Genomic DNA, 18,597 nt, shown 5'->3' with positions numbered 1-18,597 from the left:
ACCAGGGGGAAGCCGGCGGCGGCCGTCAGGCCTCCGCGCTCGCCTTGCGGGTGTGCAACTGCCGCGCGACCTCCGCGATCGACCCCGAAAGGGAGGGGTACACCGTGAACGCGTTCGCGATCTGTTCGACCGTCAGATTGTTGTCGACGGCGATCGAGATGGGGTGGATCAGTTCCGAGGCGCGCGGCGCCACGACCACCCCGCCGACCACGATGCCCGTGCCGGGCCGGCAGAAGATCTTCACGAAGCCGTCCCGGATGCCCTGCATCTTGGCGCGCGGGTTGCGCAGCAGCGGCAGCTTGACGACCTTGGCGTCGATCTTCCCCGCGTCCACGTCCGCCTGGGTGTAACCGACGGTGGCGATCTCGGGGTCGGTGAAGACGTTGGACGAGACGGTCTTCAGGTTCAGCGGGGCCACCGCGTCGCCGAGGAAGTGGTACATGGCGATGCGCCCCTGCATGGCGGCGACGGACGCGAGGGCGAAGACACCGGTCACGTCACCGGCCGCGTAGACGCCGGGCGCGGTCGTCCGGGACACCTTGTCCGTCCAGATGTGACCCGAGTCGCGCAGCTTGACCCCGGCCTCCTCCAGGCCGAGGCCCGCGCTGTTCGGGATGGCGCCGACCGCCATCAGGCAGTGCGAGCCGGTGATGACCCGGCCGTCGGCCAGCGTCACCTCGACCCGGTCGCCGACCCGCTTGGCGGACTGCGCGCGGGAGCGGGCCATGACGTTCATGCCACGGCGCCGGAAGACGTCCTCCAGGACGGCGGCGGCGTCCGGGTCCTCCCCCGGCAGCACGCGGTCGCGGGACGACACGAGCGTGACCTTCGACCCCAGGGCCTGGTACGCGCCGGCGAACTCGGCGCCGGTCACGCCCGACCCGACCACGATCAGCTCGTCGGGCAGCTCGGTGAGGTCGTAGACCTGGGTCCAGTTGAGGATGCGCTCGCCGTCGGGCCGGGCGTCGGGCAGCTCGCGCGGATGACCGCCGGTGGCGATGAGGACGGCGTCGGCGGTGAGCGTCTCCTCGGTGCCGTCGGCGGCGGTGACGACGACCTTCCGGGACCCGTCCAGGGACTGCATGCCGTCCAGCCGGCCGCGCCCGCGCACGACCCGGGCGCCGGCCCGGGTGACGGAGGCGGTGATGTCGTGGGACTGGGCGAGCGCCAGCCGCTTCACCCGGCGGTTGACCTTCCCGAGGTCCACGCCGACCACCCGGGCCGCCTGCTCCAGCGGCGGGGTGTCGTCGGCGACGATGATGCCGAGCTCTTCGTACGACGAATCGAAGGTCGTCATGACCTCGGCCGTAGCGATAAGGGTCTTCGACGGCACGCAGTCGGTCAGCACCGACGCCCCGCCCAGACCGTCGCAGTCGACGACGGTCACCTCCGCGCCGAGCTGAGCGGCCACCAGCGCCGCTTCGTATCCGCCGGGTCCGCCACCGATGATCACGATCCGAGTCACGTACTCCATTGTCCCGCACGCTTCAAGGTGCCACTGCCCGGGGGCGCCACCCGGGGCTCCCGGGACGCCCGGGGCACGCGGTGCGCCTGCCGTACCCTTCGTCCATGTCGCTCTATGCCGCGTACGCCGGCAACCTCGACGCGCGCCTGATGTCCCGCCGCGCCCCGCACTCCCCGCTGCGCGCCACCGGCTGGCTGAACGGCTGGCGGCTGACCTTCGGCGGCGAGCAGCTGGGCTGGGAGGGGGCGCTGGCCACGATCGTCGAGGACCCGTTGGCCGAGGTCTTCGTCGGCCTGTACGACATCGCACCCATGGACGAGGAGTCGCTCGACCGGTGGGAGGGCGTGGGCCTCGACATTTACCGCCGGGTGCGCGTGCGCGTGCACACCCTGGACGGTGAGGAGCCAGCCTGGGCGTACGTCCTCAACGCGTACGAAGGCGGGCTGCCGTCGGCGCGCTACCTGGGCGAGATCGCCGACGCGGCGGAGTCGGCGGGGGCTCCGCACGACTACGTGATGGAGCTCCGCAAGCGCCCCTGCTGACCCTCCGGGCGTCCCTCCGTGCCGCGTTTTGCTCCGCTTTCTCCGGCTGCTTGTGGAAAACGACAAGACAACGAAGGCAAACCCGTGGGCTCTGTCATCTACGCGCGTAGGCGAGAACCGGCTACCCTCATCGGCGTGAACGCATTTCTTCTTCCGGACGACATCCAGGGCGACCCCCACGCGGCCGCCGACGCCGCCGCCGCGCGCCTGCGCGCCCTCACGGGCGCCGAGACCCACGACGTCGCCCTCGTGATGGGCTCCGGCTGGGCTCCGGCCGTCGACGCCCTCGGGGCGCCCGACGCCGAGTTCCAGGTCACCGAGCTGCCCGGCTTCCCGCCGCCGGCCGTCGAGGGCCACGGCGGCAAGATCCGCTCGTACTCCTTCGGTGACAAGCGGGCCCTGGTCTTCCTGGGCCGCACCCACTACTACGAGGGCCGCGGTGTGGCCGCGGTGGCGCACGGCGTCCGTACGGCCGTCGCGGCCGGCTGCAAGACCATCGTGCTGACCAACGGCTGCGGCGGTCTGCGCGAGGGCATGCGGCCCGGCCAGCCGGTGCTGATCAGCGACCACATCAACCTGACGGCGACGTCCCCGATCGTCGGCGCGAACTTCGTCGACCTGACGGACCTGTACTCGCCGCGCCTGCGCGCCCTGTGCAAGGAGATCGACCCCACGCTGGAGGAGGGCGTCTACGCCCAGTTCCCCGGCCCGCACTACGAGACCCCGGCCGAGATCCGCATGGCCCGCGTCATCGGCGCGGACCTGGTCGGCATGTCCACGGTGCTGGAGGCCATCGCCGCCCGCGAGGCCGGCGCCGAGGTGCTCGGCATCTCCCTGGTCACCAACCTGGCCGCGGGCATGACCGGCGAACCCCTCAACCACGAGGAGGTCCTCCAGGCCGGCCGCGACTCGGCGGCCCGCATGGGCGAACTGCTGGCACGGGTACTGGGCAGGATCTGACGGAACGCTGCGCTCGGCTTCGACGGGGGCGGTGGCGTTCCGGTCGACTCGGAGCGGGGCGGGGCGGGGCGCTGGGTTCGGCTCCGGGCGGGCGCGGGACAGCCTCCCGCTCTGGGCGGGGGCTACGGCCTCCGGCTCTGGGCGGGCGCAAAAGCCTCCGGCTCTGGGCGAGGGCGCGACAGCGGTCGGCTGCTCCGGGCGGGCGCGGGACAGCCTCCGGCTCCGGGCGGGACAGGACAGCGGTCGGCTCCAAGCGGGGTGGTGCCCTCGGCTTCGGGCCGGGGCGCTGGGACCGGCTTCGAGCGGGGGCGCCGGGCTCTGCCCCAGGCAGACGTTGGGCCCGCCTTCGAGCAGGGGCGCCGGGACCGGCTTCGGGCGGGGCCCGCTGGCTCGGCTTCGAGCGGGGCACCAAGCTCTGCCCCAGGCAGGCGTTGGACCCGGCTCCCGGCAGGGTCGCCGGGCCCGGCTTCGAGCGAGGGCCCGCTGGCTCGGCTTCGAGCAGGGCACCAAGCTCTGCCCCAGGCAGGCGTTGGACCCGGCTCCCGGCAGGGGCGCCGGGACCGGCTTCGAGCGAGGGCCCGCTGGCTCGGCTTCGAACGGGGCACCAAGCTCTGCCCCAGGCGGGCATTGGACCCGGCTCCGGGCAGGGGCGCCGGGACCGGCTTCGGGCGGGGCCCGCTGGCTCGGCTTCGAGCAGGGCACCAAGCTCTGCCCCAGGCAGGCGTTGGACCCGGCTCCCGGCAGGGTCGCCGGCTCGGCTTCGGACCTGGAGCCCGCTGGGCCGGGCCTCGGGTGCGGCGCCGGGTCCGGTTCTGGCCCGGGGCGGCGTTGCGACCGGCATGGGTGGGCACCAGCGAGCGTAGGGGTCGGTCTTCGGCCGGGGCGGCGTTCCACCCGGCTCGGGGGCGGTACTCCCGGTCCGGCGGCACCGCTCCCGCACCGCGCCACCGGCACCACGACGACCGGCGGCACCGCCGCCGCTCAAGCCGTACCCGCCGCCGCCCGGACCCCCGAGCGGCGCGCGATGCGGCAAGCTCCCTTCCGTGCCGCGCCCCGCTCCCCGGGGGCGTCGGCGGCAGAGTGGGGGTCCGGGGGAAGCCCCCGGTTGGACGAGGCAAACACAGGAGAGGTTGATCCCAAGGTGCACGACGATCTCATCGCCCGGGCCAAGGCCTGGCTCGCCGAGGACCCGGACCAGGAGACCCGCGACGAACTGGCCGCGCTGATCGACGCCGGTGCCGTCGAGGAGCTGTCGGCCCGCTTCTCCGGCACACTCCAGTTCGGCACCGCCGGCCTGCGCGGCGAGCTGGGCGCCGGCCCGATGCGCATGAACCGCAGCGTCGTCATCCGTGCCGCCGCGGGCCTCGCCGCGTACCTGAAGAAGAACGGCCACCCCGGTGGACTCGTCGTCATCGGCTACGACGCCCGCCACAAGTCCGCCGACTTCGCCCGGGACACCGCCGCCGTGATGACCGGCGCCGGCCTGCGCGCGGCCGTACTCCCCCGCCCGCTGCCCACCCCCGTGCTGGCCTTCGCGATAAGGCACCTCGGCGCGGTCGCGGGCGTCGAGGTCACCGCCAGCCACAACCCGCCCCGGGACAACGGCTACAAGGTCTACCTCGGCGACGGCTCCCAGATCGTCCCGCCCGCCGACGCGGAGATCGCCGCCGAGATCGACGCGATCGCCTCCCTGCACGACGTACCCCGTCCGGAGGACGGCTGGGAGACCCTGGACCAGTCGGTCCTGGACGCCTACCTCGCCCGCACGGACGCCGTGCTGGACCCCTCCTCCCCCCGTACCGCCCGCACGGTCTACACGGCGATGCACGGCGTCGGCCGGGACGTCCTGCTGGCCGCGTTCGCCCGCGCCGGCTTCCCCGAGCCGGTCCTCGTCGCCGAGCAGGCCGACCCGGACCCGGACTTCCCGACGGTCGCCTTCCCGAACCCGGAGGAGCCGGGCGCGATGGACCTGGCGTTCGCGCGGGCCCGCGCCACCGACCCGGACCTGGTGATCGCCAACGACCCCGACGCGGACCGCTGCGCGGTGGCCGTGAAGGACGGCGGCGACTGGCGGATGCTGCGCGGCGACGAGGTCGGCGCCCTGCTCGCCGCCCATCTGGTCCGCCGTGGCGCCCGGGGCACCTTCGCCGAGTCGATCGTCTCCTCCTCCCTGCTCGGCCGGATCGCGCAGAAGGCGGGGCTGCCGTACGAGGAGACGCTGACCGGCTTCAAGTGGATCGCCCGTGTCGACGGCCTGCGCTACGGCTACGAGGAGGCCCTCGGCTACTGCGTGGACCCGGACGGGGTGCGCGACAAGGACGGCATCACCGCCGCGCTGCTGGTCACCGAGCTGGCGTCCGTGCTGAAGGAGGAGGGCCGTACCCTCCTGGACCTGCTCGACGACCTGGCCGTGGAGCACGGCCTGCACGCCACCGACCAGCTGTCGGTGCGGGTCAAGGACCTCTCGCTGATCGCGGACGCGATGCGCCGTCTGCGCGAGCAGCCGCCGGCCGGTCTCGCGGGGCTGCCCGTCGTCCGGGCCGAGGACCTGAGCCAGGGCACGGAGAAGCTGCCGCCCACGGACGGCCTGCGCTACACGCTCGACGGCGCCCGGGTCATCGTCCGTCCCAGCGGCACCGAGCCGAAGCTGAAGTGCTACCTGGAGGTCGTCGTACCGGTCGCGGCGCACGCCGGCCTGCCGGCCGCCCGCGCCCGCGCGGCGGAGCTGCTGACGGCCGTCAAGCGCGACCTGTCGGCGGCCGCCGGCATCTGAGGAACCGGGGCCCTGCTGTCCGTCCGCACGACAGGAACGTCCGCACGACAGGGACAGTAGGGCCGCCGTCCGACCCGTCGCGAGCACCGGCGCGCAGGGACCACAGAAGCAGGCAGCCGACGCCGCACCCACGCGGGCACGTCACACAGGAAATCCGGCCTCGATCCAGCACCCGGAACCGACGTGCACCGGCACCCGGCCCGGCAGGCCCACGCCTCGGCGTCAGCCCGCCCGGGCCGTGGCCCCGCCCTCCGGAGGCGATGCGGGCAGCCCCCGAGGGCTCGCTCAGCCCACCGCCAGCAGGATCGCCAGCAGCACCGCTCCGGCGACCGCGGGCGCGGCCACCTCGTAGGCCCAGCGCACGGTGATCTCGCCCTGTGCCGACTCGGCCTGCCCGCGCCGCTCCAGCGTCTCCCCCAGGTCGGCCATGATCTGGTCGCTCTCCGCCCGGGCCGGCCCCGGCTCCGGGCCGCGCACGCTGAACCCGCCGAAGCCGAGGCCGCTCGGTGCGAGCACCCCGTCCCGGCCGCCCCGGGCCGTGCCGCGGGCCGCGTCCGCCGCCGCCCGCTGCTGCCGGCGCACCGCCTTCTTGCGGGCCCGCAGCGAGACGGGGACCGCCCACAGCTGGTACTTGGCGCCGGACTTGGCGAGGACCTCGTTGGAGTAGCCGGAGCGCAGGCCGGCGATCTCGCCCCAGGGCAGGGTGATCACCCGGAACGGGTTGCGGACGCGCAGCCGGTCCTCGCCCGCGAACACCGCCGGGCGGAGCGTGAAGGCGAGGACCAGCGGCACGATCAGGATCATCCCGGCCAGCGCCAGCCACGGGGTCCGGCCGTGGCCCTTGAACAGGGCGTCGAAGCCCAGCCAGAGGACGACCAGGAGGAGCAGCGTGCCGCCCGCCAGCGCGAGGGGCGAGCGGTAGACGCGGTCCTTGGCGGCGGGCGCCGGCGGCTGTGACGCGGGTGACGGGTGGTCCGGGGTGGTCATGGCCCCGATTCTGCACGACGCCGTCCGCGGTGCGGCCACGCGCCCGTGAACCGGCGCTCATCCGTGATGTCGGCCTCGGGGACGGACACGGGGGTGTACAGCCGCTACGCGCGTAGATATGCTCGTCTGGTGACCATGCCCACTACCGCACCCACAGCTCACGCTCTCGCTGACGTCACCGCGTCCGACAGCACGCTGCGCCGCTTCCTCCACGGGCTGCCCGGCGTCGACGCGGTCGGCCTGGAGGCGCGCGCCGCGTCCCTCGGCACCCGTTCCATCAAGACCACCGCGAAGGCGTACGCCATCGACCTCGCCATCTCGATGGTCGACCTGACGACGCTGGAAGGCGCGGACACCCCGGGCAAGGTCCGGGCGCTCGGCGCCAAGGCGGTCCACCCGGACCCCACGGACCGCACGACCCCGACGACGGCCGCGGTCTGCGTCTACCCCGACATGGTGGCCGTCGCCAAGGAGGCCGTCGCCGGCTCCGGCGTCAAGGTCGCCTCGGTGGCCACCGCCTTCCCGGCCGGCCGTGCCGCGCTCGACGTGAAGCTGGCCGACGTCCGTGAGGCCGTCGCCGCCGGCGCCGACGAGATCGACATGGTCATCGACCGCGGCGCGTTCCTCGCCGGCAGGTACCTGAAGGTGTACGACGAGATCGTCGCCGTGAGGGAGGCCTGCGGGACGGACGCCCGGCTGAAGGTCATCTTCGAGACCGGCGAGCTGTCGACGTACGACAACATCCGCCGTGCCTCCTGGCTCGGCATGCTGGCCGGCGCCGACTTCATCAAGACGTCGACGGGCAAGGTCGCCGTCAACGCCACGCCCGCGAACACCCTCCTCATGCTGGAGGCGGTCCGCGACTTCCGGGCCCAGACCGGCGTCCAGGTCGGGGTGAAGCCGGCCGGCGGCATCCGCACCAGCAAGGACGCGATCAAGTTCCTGGTCCTGGTCAACGAGACCGCGGGCGAGGACTGGCTGGACAACCACTGGTTCCGCTTCGGCGCCTCCTCGCTCCTGAACGACCTGCTGATGCAGCGCCAGAAGCTGGCCACCGGCCGCTACTCCGGTCCCGACTACGTGACGGTGGACTGATCCCCCATGGCATTCGAGTACGCACCCGCCCCCGAGTCCCGCGCGATCGTCGACATCGCGCCCTCGTACGGCCTGTTCATCGACGGCGAGTTCACCGAGGCGGCCGACGGCAAGGTCTTCAAGACGGTCTCGCCGTCGACGGAGGAGGTCCTCGCCGAGGTCGCCCAGGCCGGTTCCGAGGACGTCGACCGTGCCGTCAGGGCCGCCCGCAAGGCGTTCGAGAAGTGGTCCGCGCTGCCCGGCTCCGAGCGCGCCAAGTACCTGTTCCGCATCGCCCGGATCGTCCAGGAGCGCAGCCGTGAACTGGCGGTCCTGGAGACGCTGGACAACGGCAAGCCGATCAGGGAGACCCGCGACGCGGACCTCCCGCTGGTCGCCGCGCACTTCTTCTACTACGCGGGCTGGGCCGACAAGCTCGGCCACGCCGGCTTCGGCCCGGACCCCAGGCCGCTGGGCGTGGCCGGCCAGGTCATCCCGTGGAACTTCCCGCTGCTGATGCTGGCGTGGAAGATCGCCCCGGCCCTCGCGACCGGCAACACGGTCGTCCTGAAGCCCGCCGAGACGACCCCGCTGTCCGCCCTGTTCTTCGCGGACGTCTGCCGCCAGGCCGGCCTGCCCAAGGGTGTCGTCAACATCCTCCCGGGCTACGGCGACGCGGGCGCCGCGCTGGTCGCGCACCCCGACGTGAACAAGGTCGCCTTCACCGGCTCCACGGCCGTCGGCAAGGAGATCGCCCGCACGGTCGCCGGCACCCGCAAGAAGCTCACCCTCGAACTGGGCGGCAAGGGCGCGAACATCGTCTTCGACGACGCGCCGATCGACCAGGCCGTCGAGGGCATCGTCAACGGCATCTTCTTCAACCAGGGCCAGGTCTGCTGCGCGGGCTCCCGCCTCCTGGTCCAGGAGTCGATCCAGAACGAGCTGCTGGACTCCCTCAAGCGCCGCCTGTCCACGCTGCGCCTCGGCGACCCGCTGGACAAGAACACCGACATCGGCGCGATCAACTCCGCCGAGCAGCTGGCCCGGATCACCGCGCTGGCCGAGCGGGGCGAGGCGGAGGGCGCGGAACGCTGGTCGCCGGCCTGCGAACTGCCCTCGTCCGGTTACTGGTTCGCCCCGACGCTGTTCACGAACGTCACCCAGGCGCACACCATCGCCCGTGACGAGATCTTCGGCCCGGTGCTGTCGGTCCTCACCTTCCGTACGCCCGACGAGGCCGTCGCCAAGGCCAACAACACCCAGTACGGCCTCTCGGCCGGCATCTGGACCGAGAAGGGCTCGCGCATCCTGGCCGTCGCGAACAAGCTGCGCGCCGGTGTCGTCTGGTCCAACACGTTCAACAAGTTCGACCCGACCTCGCCGTTCGGCGGCTACAAGGAGTCGGGCTTCGGCCGCGAGGGCGGCCGCCACGGCCTGGAGGCGTACCTCGATGTCTGACCGACTCACTGTGTTCAAGACCTACAAGCTGTACGTCGGCGGGAAGTTCCCGCGTTCCGAGAGCGGCCGGGTGTACGAGGTGCAGGACTCGAAGGGCAACTGGCTGGCCAACGCTCCGCTGTCCTCCCGCAAGGACGCCCGTGACGCGGTGGTCGCCGCGCGCAAGGCGTTCGGCGGCTGGTCCGGCGCGACCGCCTACAACCGCGGCCAGGTCCTCTACCGCGTCGCGGAGATGCTGGAGGGCCGCAAGGAGCAGTTCGTCCGGGAGGTCGCGGACGTGGAGGGCCTGTCGAAGTCGAAGGCGGCGGCCGTCGTGGACGCGACGGTCGACCGCTGGGTCTGGTACGCGGGCTGGACCGACAAGATCGCCCAGGTGATCGGCGGCGCCAACCCGGTCGCGGGCCCGTACTTCAACCTCTCCTCCCCGGAGCCGACCGGCGTGGTCGCCGTGCTGGCTCCGCAGGAGTCGTCCTTCCTCGGCCTGGTGTCGGTCGTGGCCCCGGTGATCGCCACCGGCAACACGGCGGTCGTGATCGCCTCCGAGAAGGCCCCGCTGCCGGCCCTGTCCCTCGGCGAGGTGCTGGCCACCTCCGACGTCCCGGGCGGTGTCGTCAACGTCCTGTCCGGCCGTACGGCGGAGATCGCGGCGCCGCTGGCCGCGCACCAGGACGTCAACGCGATCGACCTCGCGGGCGCGGACGAGGACCTGGCGAAGGAGCTGGAGGTCGCGGCGGCCGACAATCTGAAGCGGGTGCTCCGTCCACAGGCTGTGGATTACTTCGAGACGCCGGGGACCGAGCGGATGACGGCGTTCCTGGAGACCAAGACGGTGTGGCACCCGACGGGCGCGCTGGGCGCGTCGGGCTCTTCCTACTGAGGGGCCGCCGGGCGGGGAACCTCCCCCGCCCCGCGCCCCTGCGGGGCGCTCTCAGTGGCCCAGGGCGCCGAGGACCTGGCCGACCACCGGGACGCTGCCGAGCGACGGCGCCTGGGCCAGCGGGCGCGTCAGCGTCTGGGAGCCCACCGGCTTGAAGTCGGCCAGCTGGGTGCCCACGCCGTTGTCGAGCGGGTCCACGCCCGTGCCCGCGAGCGGGTTGGGCTTGAGACCCGCGACCGGGCCGGTCACGTACCCCACCATGCCGGTCAGGGCGCGCGCGCCCGCCTGGGGGTCGACGTTGCCGAGGTTCAGGGGGCGGTAGTTGAGGCCCACGCCGGGGACCGAGTCGGCGGACGCCGTCGCCGCCCCCGCGCCCAGGGCCGCTCCGGCGGCCGCGAGGACGATGAGGGCGCGCTGCGCGGTGGAGTGCCGGGGGGAAGTGTGTCGGGCCATCGCTGGTGCCACCTTCTGGTGCGCAGGGTAAGGGTGTCGACACGTAGGGTAGTTGAGGCGGGACTCACGCTCAAAAGCCGACCCGCGGGGTCGGCAGGGCGCCCCCCATGCGTCAAACTGGTGTTCCGTGAGCATTCATCCTCCGTCTCCCGCCCGTGTCGTGCTGCTGTGCGGCCCCTCGGGCTCGGGCAAGTCACATGTCGCCGCCCGTTCCGGGCTCCCCGTGCTGCGCCTGGACGACTTCTACAAGGAGGGTGACGATCCGACTCTGCCCCTGGTGGAGGGGAGTTCGGACATCGACTGGGACCACCCGCGGTCGTGGGACGCGGACGTCGCCGTCGAGGCCATCGCCCGGCTGTGCGCCACGGGGTCGACGCCGGTACCGGTGTACGACCTCTCGCTGAGTGCCCGTACCGGTGAGGAGACGCTGCACATCGGCCGTACCCCGCTGTTCATCGCGGAGGGCGTCTTCGCCGCGGAGATCGTCGAGCGCTGCCGGGAACTGGGCCTGCTCGCGGACGCGCTGTGCCTGTCCCGCGGTCCGGTCACCACCTTCCGGCGGCGCTTCCTGCGCGATCTGCGGGAGGGCCGCAAGTCGGTGCCGTTCCTGCTGCGCCGCGGCTGGCGGCTGATGCGCACGGAGCGCTCGATCGTCGCCCGCCAGGTGTCGCTCGGCGCGCACCCCTGCGACCGGGACGAGGCGCTGGGCCGGCTCGCGGCAGCCGCGGCGGGCCGGCAGGTACGGCAGCGGACGGCGGCCTGACCCCGTACCACCCCGTACACGCGAGAGCGGGGCCGGCAGGCCCCCCGGCCCACCAGCCCCGCTCCCTCGCTCCCCCGTCTTCCCCCGTGCTCCCCCGAAGGCCCACCCCCCAGTGGTCCCCCGTTTCCCCCGTTCCCCCCGGACCTCAGGCGACCAGTTCGCCGAAGGCGTCCTCCTCGTCACGGCCGAAGCTGAGGACCTCGTCCTCGCGCAGCCGGCGCAGCGAGCGCCAGATGCTGGACTTCACCGTGCCGACACTGATGCCGAGTATCTCCGCGATCTCCGGGTCCGTGCGGCCCTCGTAGTAGCGCAGGACCAGCATGGTGCGCTGGAGTTCGGGCAGCCGGGCCAGCGCCTGCCACAGGACCGCGCGCAGCTCGGTGCCGCGCATCGCGTCCGTGTCGGAGGGCGTCTCCGGCAGTTCCTCGGTCGGGTACTCGTTGAGCTTGCGGCGCCGCCAGGCGCTGATGTGCAGGTTGGTCATGGTGCGGCGGAGGTATCCGCCGACCGCGGCCTTGTCACTGATCCGGTCCCAGGCCCGGTACGTCGAGAACAGCGCGCTCTGCAGCAGGTCCTCGGCCTCGAAGCGGTCACCGGTCAGGTGGTAGGCGGTGGCGTACAGGGAGGCGCGGCGCTCCTGGACGTAGGCGGTGAACTCCGCTTCCGTCAGCGAACGGCGCTCCCCCGGGTCCTCCCTGTACGCGGCTCCCCCGTGAGCTTCCCCCCGTGTGTCAACCACCGCCATGTACGCGGTGTGCTGACGCCCGGTGCCGCGAGCGCACCCCCGCCCTCCCCCACGCTCGAACACGCTCGCGCGGGAGGGACCCCCCTCGGCACCGGACTTCTCCGATCCCCGGTGCACGTCGTGCAGACGCGTGACCACTGCGCTGGTGCTGATGCTGTGCAGCGTGTTCATCTCGCGCTCCCCGTCGTGGACTTCCGGTGACTCCGTTGTGCCCGGGCTGGTTCCGGCCGGCGGCCTTGCCCGTGCCCAAAAGACTGCCGGGGTCACTTCATGGCCGTGTCTGCCGACTGTCACAGACCTGTCACAGGGGTCCCGTCCAGGCGGGTCACACACCGCGCACAGCCGGTGGCGCTACGGATGACCTGGTCCCGGCAGGTCGTACGGCGACCCTTCCATGGGCCAGAATGAGCCCGTGCCTTCCCTGTTGCTGATCGAGGACGACGACGCCATCCGTACGGCCCTGGAGCTCTCCCTGACGCGCCAGGGACACCGGGTGGCCACCGCTGCCAGCGGCGAGGACGGTCTGAAGCTGCTGCGCGAGCAGCGGCCGGACCTCATCGTGCTGGACGTGATGCTGCCCGGCATCGACGGGTTCGAGGTGTGCCGGCGCATCCGGCGCACGGACCAGCTGCCGATCATCCTGCTGACCGCGCGCAGCGACGACATCGACGTCGTCGTCGGTCTGGAGTCCGGCGCCGACGACTACGTCGTCAAGCCGGTGCAGGGCCGGGTGCTGGACGCCCGGATCCGGGCCGTGCTGCGGCGCGGGGAACGCGAGTCCAGCGACTCGGCGACCTTCGGCAACCTCGTCATCGACCGGTCGGCCATGACCGTCACGAAGAACGGCGAGGACCTCCAGCTGACCCCGACCGAGCTGCGGCTGCTGCTGGAGCTGAGCCGGCGGCCCGGTCAGGCGCTGTCCCGGCAGCAGCTGCTGCGGCTGGTGTGGGAACACGACTACCTCGGTGACTCGCGCCTGGTCGACGCCTGCGTGCAGCGGCTGCGCGCGAAGGTGGAGGACGTGCCGTCGTCGCCGACGCTCATCCGTACCGTCCGTGGTGTCGGCTACCGCCTGGACACCCCTCAGTGACCGGTACGCAAGAGGGGCTGCGCGGCTGGGCCGCGGGGCGCAAGGGAAGTCTGTCGCGGCTCAGGTTCACCAGCCTCAGGCTGCGCCTGGTCGTCGTCTTCGGGCTGGTGGCCCTGACGGCCGCCGTGTCGGCGTCCGGGATCGCCTACTGGCTCAACCGGGAGGCCGTGCTCACCCGCGCCCAGGACGCCGTGCTGCGCGACTTCCGGCAGGAGATGCAGAACCGCGCGGGCGCGCTGCCGGAACACCCGACCCAGGACCAGGTGCAGCGCGCGGCCGGCCAGATGGCCGCCAGCAGCCAGCACTTCAGCGTGCTCCTGGTCGCCCAGGACGCCGGCGGCAAGACCGTGTACGGCAACTCGGGCGGCATCAACGGCTTCTCGCTGGAGGACGTGCCCCGGTCGCTGCGGGAGGCCGTGACCCGGCGGCAGACCGTGACGGACTCCAACAAGGAGCCGTACCACCTGTACTGGCAGCGGGTCGTGGACCACGGCACGCCCTACCTGGTGGCCGGTACGCGCGTCATCGGCGGCGGCCCGACCGGCTACATGGCGAAGTCCCTGGAGCCGGAGGCGAAGGACCTCAACTCGCTGGCCTGGTCACTCGGCATCGCCACCGGGCTCGCGCTGATCGGCGCCGCGCTGCTCGCGCAGGCCGCCGCCACGACCGTGCTCAAGCCCGTGCACCGGCTGGGCGTGGCCGCGCGACGGCTCGGCGAGGGCCGGCTGGACACCCGGCTGCGGGTGTCCGGCACCGACGAACTCGCCGACCTGTCCAGGACGTTCAACAACGCGGCCGAGGCGCTGGAGCAGCGGGTCGCGGAGATGGCCGCGCGGGACGAGGCCTCGCGCCGCTTCGTGGCCGACATGAGCCATGAGCTGCGCACGCCGCTCACCGCCATCACCGCCGTCACGGAGGTGCTGGAGGAGGAGCTGGAGGCGGAGACCGGCAGCATGGACCCGATGATCGAGCCGGCCGTCCGGCTGGTGGTCAGCGAGACCCGGCGGCTGAACGACCTCGTCGAGAACCTGATGGAGGTCACCCGCTTCGACGCCGGCACCGCCCGGCTGGTCCTGGACGACGTCGACGTCGCCGACCAGATCACCGCGTGCATCGACGCCCGTGCCTGGCTGGACGCCGTCGAGCTGGACGCCGAGCGCGGCATCCACGCCCGGCTGGACCCGCGCCGCCTGGACGTCATCCTCGCCAACCTGGTCGGCAACGCGCTCAAGCACGGCGGGTCGCCGGTGCGGGTGTCGGTCCGGGCGGCGGACGACTCGGTCGAGATCCGGGTCCGCGACCACGGGCCCGGCATCCCGCAGGACGTCCTGCCGCACGTCTTCGACCGCTTCTACAAGGCGAGCGCCTCCCGGCCGCGCTCCGAGGGCAGCGGGCTCGGCCTGTCCATCGCCCTGGAGAACGCCCACATCCACGGCGGCGAGATCACCGCGGCCAACTCCCCGGACGGCGGCGCGGTGTTCACACTCCGGCTGCCACGGGACGCCTCCGCACTGACCGAGGAGGACGGCGGGGACACCAAGGCCGGCGAGACCGGCCACGACAGCGCGGGGAAGGAGGGGTCATGACCGTACGACGCCTGCTGGCGCTGCCCCTCCTGGGCGTGCTGCTCACCGGCTGCGGCATCCGGGCCACGGAGGTGCCGACCGACTTCGGGCCGGCGCCGTCCCGGGTGCCGTGCTCGCTGGCCGGGCCCGACGCCTCCGCGCAGTCCTCGCGCGGGGTCCCGGTACAGGTGTTCTTGCTGTGCGGGGCGTCCCTGGTGGCCGTCGACCGGACCGTGCGGGTCCCGGAGGGCACCCCGGACGCCCGGCGCCGGATGATCGTGGCGCAGGGGCTGCTGGACCAGCTGGCCACCTCACCGTCCGCCGCGGAGCGCTCCGCGGGCTACACGACGTACGTGCCGGGCGGCCTCCGGGTGACCGGGCCCGGCCCGAAGGACCCCGAGGACACGCTCCGGCTGGGCATGGCACCGTCGCGGCTCACCGCCTACGCCCTGGCGCAGCTGGTGTGCACCCTGTCCGACTCGGCGGCGACGGAGGACGACGGCTCGGTCATCCTGGCCGGTCCCGCCCCGGACGCCCCGCGCCGCTACGCCTGCACCGACGAGGTCCGCGACCACCCGGGCACCACGCAGCCGCCGTCGAGCGGGGTCCCGAACGCGTAGCGCTGCGCTCGGCCTGGGCGGGGTCACGGTTGCCGTTCGCCTTCGGCGGGGGTCGATGTGACGGCTGCGGCCGGCGGGGTCGCGTCGCGGGGAGCCGCCGTGGGGGGTTCGTCCGTCGCCCGGCTGCGGGTCCGTCGTAGCCGCTCGCGCAGTTCCCCGCACCCCCTCGGGACGCTCACGGCAGCGCCGGCCTGCGCGACGGAGGACGACGGCTCGGTCATCCGCGGTTGCTTAGGCGAGGGCCAGCGTGACCGCTGCGGCCGGCGGGGTCGCGTCGCGGGGAGCCGCCGTGGGGGGGTTCGTCCGTCGCCCGGCTGCGGGTCCGTCGTAGCCGCTCGCGCAGTTCCCCGCACCCCTTCGGGACGCTCACGGCAGCGCCGGCCTGCGGGAGCGTCCCGGGCCGAAACGTTTCCACCGCGGAACCGATCGGGCCCGCCCCCGCGTCTACGGGGGCGTGCAGCGTCAAGGCTCCATCGGCGGCAGCGCCGCGATCCGCATCCGTGTGACGGGAGGTGTCCTCCTCGTCGCACATCTCGCCCTCGTCGCCTGGCTGATGCTGCGCCCCCTGGACGTCCCCTGGGTGATGCCCCCGAACCTGCGCCCGCTGGCCGGCATCCGGGCCGACCTGGCGCTGGGCTGGCCCCAGGCCGTCAGGCCCCTCGGCGAGGGACTCGCGCTGCTCGCCCCGCTGGGCGTCCTGCTCCCGGTGGCGCACGGCAGGCTCACCGTCTCCCCGGTCGCGTCCCTGATCCGCACGGCCGCGGCCGGCGCCCTTCTCTCCCTCGGCATCGCCCTGGTGCAGACCGGCGTGCCGGGCAGGGTCGTGGACGTCGACTCGGTGCTGCTGAACACGACGGGAGTCGTCCTGGCCCATCTGGCCGTCGTCCCGGCGGCCCGCCTCCGGCTGCGCCGCCGGGACACGGGGGAGCACGGCGCGCCCGAACCGGCGGTCTCCGTCCAGGAGGAGCTGTCTCAGGGCCGTACCCCGACGATTCCCAGGGTCGGTATCGCCCCTTGGAGTGATGCTTCGTCCCCTTCGTCTCCGTACTGTTGAAGGCAGTTGAGGGGTCCCGGACCGGGGCCCGCCACCGGCTCGTGCGAGCCGACGACCACGGAGGATCCGACATGACCGCCCTTTCCCGCCCCACCCACGGCCGCGTGATCGGCGGAGTCTGCGCAGGACTGGCCCGGCGCTTCGGCACCTCGGCCACGACGATGCGGGTGATCTTCCTGGTGTCCTGCCTGCTGCCGGGCCCGCAGTTCCTGCTCTACATAGCGCTGTGGCTGCTGCTCCCGTCCGAGGACAAGGCCCGCACCGCCTGGTGAACCCCCGCGCCGGCGCGGACCCGGACGCGGGCATGCCACAGGGGCGCGTCCGGACGTACCGGAGCGCCCCGCGCGCGTCGGACGGAAGCCGGGCTCAGCCGACCGGGATGCCGTTGATCGGCACGCCGTGCGTGGGCAGCCCCTGCAGCGGGAGCCCGCCGAGCAGACCGGCGACCGGCTTGGTCGGCCCCTCGGCGAGGACGTTCTGGACGACGGGCTGCGCGGTGGCCGCGCCCTTGCGGACGGCCGGCAGAGCCGCGGCAACACCCGTCTTGGCCACGGGCTTCACCGTCTTCACGGCACCGCTGTCCGGCAGCGCCTCGATGACCTGCTCGGGCGGCAGCATCTTGGTGACGGTGTTCAGCGTCTGGCCGGCGTCGGGGCTGACCGGGGCCGCGTCGGCCGCGCCCGCACCGGCGGCGGCGAAAGCGGCACCGAGGGCGGCGACACCGAGGGTCTTGGCAGCAGACTGCTTCATGGTGAATGCGTCCTTGCATGCGGAGACGGAAGATCACGAACGATCTGAGCGGTCCACGACCGTAAACATCCCCAGCCGTCCGCCGCAAACACCGAAATGCGGACGCCGTGTGAGAGCACGCCCGCGTTCCGGTCCGGCAAGCACCCGTCCGCTAGGCCCCGGAACCGCCAGAACCGCTGGTGGACGCGGTCTGCCGGAACAGCCATTCGGATTTCAGCTCGGCATATCCGGGCTTGATGACGTCATTGATCATCGCGAGTCGTTCATCGAAAGGAATGAACGCTGATTTCATCGCATTGACGGAGAACCACTGGAGATCGTCGAGCGTGTAACCGAACGCCTCGACAAGGTGCTCGAATTCCCGGCTCATCGTGGTGTGCGACATCAGCCGGTTGTCGGTGTTCACGGTGGCCCGGAAGTGGAGCCGGCGCAGCAGCCCGATGGGGTGCTCGGCGTAGGAGGGCGCGGCCCCGGTCTGGAGGTTGGAGCTGGGGCACAGTTCCAGCGGGATCCGCTTGTCCCGCACGTAGGAGGCGAGCCGGCCCAGCTTCACCGAGCCGTCCTCGCGGACCTCGATGTCGTCGATGATCCGCACCCCGTGTCCGAGCCGGTCGGCCCCGCACCACTGGAGCGCCTGCCAGATGGACGGCAGCCCGAAGGCCTCGCCGGCGTGGATGGTGAAGTGGTTGTTCTCGCGCTTGAGGTACTCGAAGGCGTCCAGGTGCCGGGTGGGCGGGTAGCCGGCCTCGGCGCCGGCGATGTCGAAGCCGACCACGCCCGCGTCCCGGTAGCGGTTGGCGAGTTCGGCGATCTCCAGGGAGCGGGCGGCGTGCCGCATGGCGGTCAGCAGGGCGCCGACCCGGATGCGGTGGCCGTTCTCGCGGGCGAGCCGCTCCCCCTGCCGGAACCCCTCGTTGACGGCTTCGACGACCTCCTCCAGGGACAGCCCGCGGTCCAGGTGCTGCTCGGGCGCGTAGCGCACCTCGGCGTAGACGACCCCGTCCTCGGCGAGGTCCTCGGCGCACTCGCGGGCGACCCGGGTCAGGGCCTGTTCGGTCTGGAGCACGCCGACGGTGTGCCGGAAGGTCTCCAGATAGCGTTCCAGCGAGCCGGAGTCGGCGGCCTCCTGGAACCAGATGCCGAGCTTGTCCGGGTCCGTCTCGGGAAGGCCGGCGTACCCGGTCTCCCGGGCGAGGTCCACGACGGTGCCCGGGCGGAGCCCGCCGTCGAGATGATCGTGCAGCAGTACCTTGGGCGCCCGGCGGATCTGGTCCGCGGTGGGGGCGTTCCCGGTGGGTGCGGTCTGGCTCGTCATTTCCGCACTCTAACTCCTACGCGCGTAGAGGTCCCGGTGTGCGCCACAGCGGTTTCCCGGCGCTTTTCCGTCGATACCCAACGGTGACCGGGCGCACGGGTTCAGT

General features: G+C 72.8%; 18 protein-coding genes. 12 read left to right on the top strand and 6 right to left on the bottom strand.

The window, feature by feature from the left end; all coding sequences use genetic code 11:
- Positions 1-25 precede the first annotated feature (25 nt).
- The gene (locus tag ACZ5DC_RS14465) at positions 26-1,474 is read right to left on the bottom strand and encodes an NAD(P)H-quinone dehydrogenase (protein WP_468652585.1); all 1,449 of its coding nucleotides are present in this window, start codon (positions 1,472-1,474) and stop codon (positions 26-28) included.
- A 95-nt stretch (positions 1,475-1,569) separates the two neighbouring features.
- Between ACZ5DC_RS14465 and ACZ5DC_RS14460 the strand changes: the two genes are divergently transcribed.
- From ACZ5DC_RS14460 to ACZ5DC_RS14450, 3 genes are all read left to right on the top strand, one after another.
- A complete protein-coding gene (locus ACZ5DC_RS14460; protein WP_014674593.1) occupies positions 1,570-2,007 on the top strand; it encodes a gamma-glutamylcyclotransferase family protein in 438 nt (145 codons plus the stop codon).
- A 135-nt stretch (positions 2,008-2,142) separates the two neighbouring features.
- Positions 2,143-2,967, top strand: a complete 825-nt coding sequence (locus tag ACZ5DC_RS14455; protein ID WP_366748708.1) for a purine-nucleoside phosphorylase — start codon at positions 2,143-2,145, stop codon at positions 2,965-2,967.
- Positions 2,968-4,108: 1,141 nt separating this feature from the next.
- A complete protein-coding gene (locus tag ACZ5DC_RS14450; RefSeq protein ID WP_468652583.1) occupies positions 4,109-5,740 on the top strand; it encodes a phospho-sugar mutase in 1,632 nt (543 codons plus the stop codon).
- Positions 5,741-6,025: 285 nt separating this feature from the next.
- Here ACZ5DC_RS14450 and ACZ5DC_RS14445 read toward each other — a convergent pair whose 3' ends face one another.
- On the bottom strand, positions 6,026-6,727 hold the full coding sequence (locus ACZ5DC_RS14445; RefSeq protein ID WP_468652581.1) for a PH domain-containing protein: 702 nt from the start codon (positions 6,725-6,727) through the stop codon (positions 6,026-6,028).
- Between the two features lie 135 nt (positions 6,728-6,862).
- Between ACZ5DC_RS14445 and deoC the strand changes: the two genes are divergently transcribed.
- Genes deoC through ACZ5DC_RS14430 form a run of 3 tightly spaced genes read left to right on the top strand, consistent with a single transcriptional unit; the run spans position 6,863 to position 10,136 of the window.
- A complete protein-coding gene (gene deoC, locus ACZ5DC_RS14440; protein ID WP_468652808.1) occupies positions 6,863-7,822 on the top strand; it encodes a deoxyribose-phosphate aldolase in 960 nt (319 codons plus the stop codon).
- Positions 7,823-7,828: 6 nt separating this feature from the next.
- Complete coding sequence (locus ACZ5DC_RS14435; RefSeq protein ID WP_468652579.1) at positions 7,829-9,259, top strand: aldehyde dehydrogenase family protein; 1,431 nt, start codon at positions 7,829-7,831, stop codon at positions 9,257-9,259.
- Entirely contained in the window at positions 9,252-10,136 is an 885-nt protein-coding gene (locus ACZ5DC_RS14430; protein WP_468652577.1) for an aldehyde dehydrogenase family protein, read from the top strand. Before ACZ5DC_RS14435 ends, ACZ5DC_RS14430 begins: the two co-directional genes overlap by 8 nt.
- Before the next feature lie 51 nt (positions 10,137-10,187).
- On the opposite strand, the gene ACZ5DC_RS14425 is transcribed toward ACZ5DC_RS14430, so the two are convergent.
- Positions 10,188-10,589: a hypothetical protein gene (locus ACZ5DC_RS14425; RefSeq protein ID WP_468652575.1), complete on the bottom strand. Its 402-nt coding sequence runs from the start codon at positions 10,587-10,589 to the stop codon at positions 10,188-10,190.
- Between the two features lie 127 nt (positions 10,590-10,716).
- Here ACZ5DC_RS14425 and ACZ5DC_RS14420 point away from each other — a divergent pair, with 127 nt between their 5' ends.
- Entirely contained in the window at positions 10,717-11,352 is a 636-nt protein-coding gene (locus ACZ5DC_RS14420) for a uridine kinase family protein (RefSeq protein ID WP_468652573.1), read from the top strand.
- A gap of 145 nt (positions 11,353-11,497) precedes the next feature.
- On the opposite strand, the gene ACZ5DC_RS14415 is transcribed toward ACZ5DC_RS14420, so the two are convergent.
- A complete protein-coding gene (locus ACZ5DC_RS14415) occupies positions 11,498-12,268 on the bottom strand; it encodes a SigE family RNA polymerase sigma factor (protein WP_468652571.1) in 771 nt (256 codons plus the stop codon).
- A gap of 241 nt (positions 12,269-12,509) precedes the next feature.
- Here ACZ5DC_RS14415 and afsQ1 point away from each other — a divergent pair, with 241 nt between their 5' ends.
- From afsQ1 to ACZ5DC_RS14390, 5 genes are all read left to right on the top strand, one after another.
- Entirely contained in the window at positions 12,510-13,187 is a 678-nt protein-coding gene (afsQ1, locus tag ACZ5DC_RS14410) for a two-component system response regulator AfsQ1 (RefSeq protein ID WP_067041772.1), read from the top strand.
- Positions 13,184-14,773 (top strand): ATP-binding protein, encoded by a 1,590-nt coding sequence (locus ACZ5DC_RS14405; protein WP_468652569.1) that lies wholly within the window; start codon positions 13,184-13,186, stop codon positions 14,771-14,773. The genes afsQ1 and ACZ5DC_RS14405 overlap by 4 nt, the downstream gene beginning before the upstream one ends.
- On the top strand, positions 14,770-15,372 hold the full coding sequence (locus tag ACZ5DC_RS14400) for a hypothetical protein (protein ID WP_468652567.1): 603 nt from the start codon (positions 14,770-14,772) through the stop codon (positions 15,370-15,372). Before ACZ5DC_RS14405 ends, ACZ5DC_RS14400 begins: the two co-directional genes overlap by 4 nt.
- Before the next feature lie 454 nt (positions 15,373-15,826).
- Entirely contained in the window at positions 15,827-16,426 is a 600-nt protein-coding gene (locus ACZ5DC_RS14395; RefSeq protein WP_468652565.1) for a VanZ family protein, read from the top strand.
- A gap of 71 nt (positions 16,427-16,497) precedes the next feature.
- On the top strand, positions 16,498-16,698 hold the full coding sequence (locus tag ACZ5DC_RS14390; protein WP_014674578.1) for a PspC domain-containing protein: 201 nt from the start codon (positions 16,498-16,500) through the stop codon (positions 16,696-16,698).
- Positions 16,699-16,792: 94 nt separating this feature from the next.
- Here the strand turns inward: ACZ5DC_RS14390 and ACZ5DC_RS14385 are convergent, their stop codons facing one another.
- Complete coding sequence (locus ACZ5DC_RS14385; protein WP_366748696.1) at positions 16,793-17,176, bottom strand: ATP-binding protein; 384 nt, start codon at positions 17,174-17,176, stop codon at positions 16,793-16,795.
- A 151-nt stretch (positions 17,177-17,327) separates the two neighbouring features.
- Positions 17,328-18,491 carry an adenosine deaminase gene (locus ACZ5DC_RS14380; protein ID WP_468652563.1) on the bottom strand — a complete coding sequence of 388 codons (1,164 nt, stop codon included), beginning with the start codon at positions 18,489-18,491 and terminating at the stop codon, positions 17,328-17,330.
- Positions 18,492-18,597: the final 106 nt, after the last annotated feature.

This window comes from Streptomyces sp. NPDC031445 (assembly GCF_055581365.1).
This window is presented reverse-complemented; position numbering and strand designations above follow the sequence as displayed.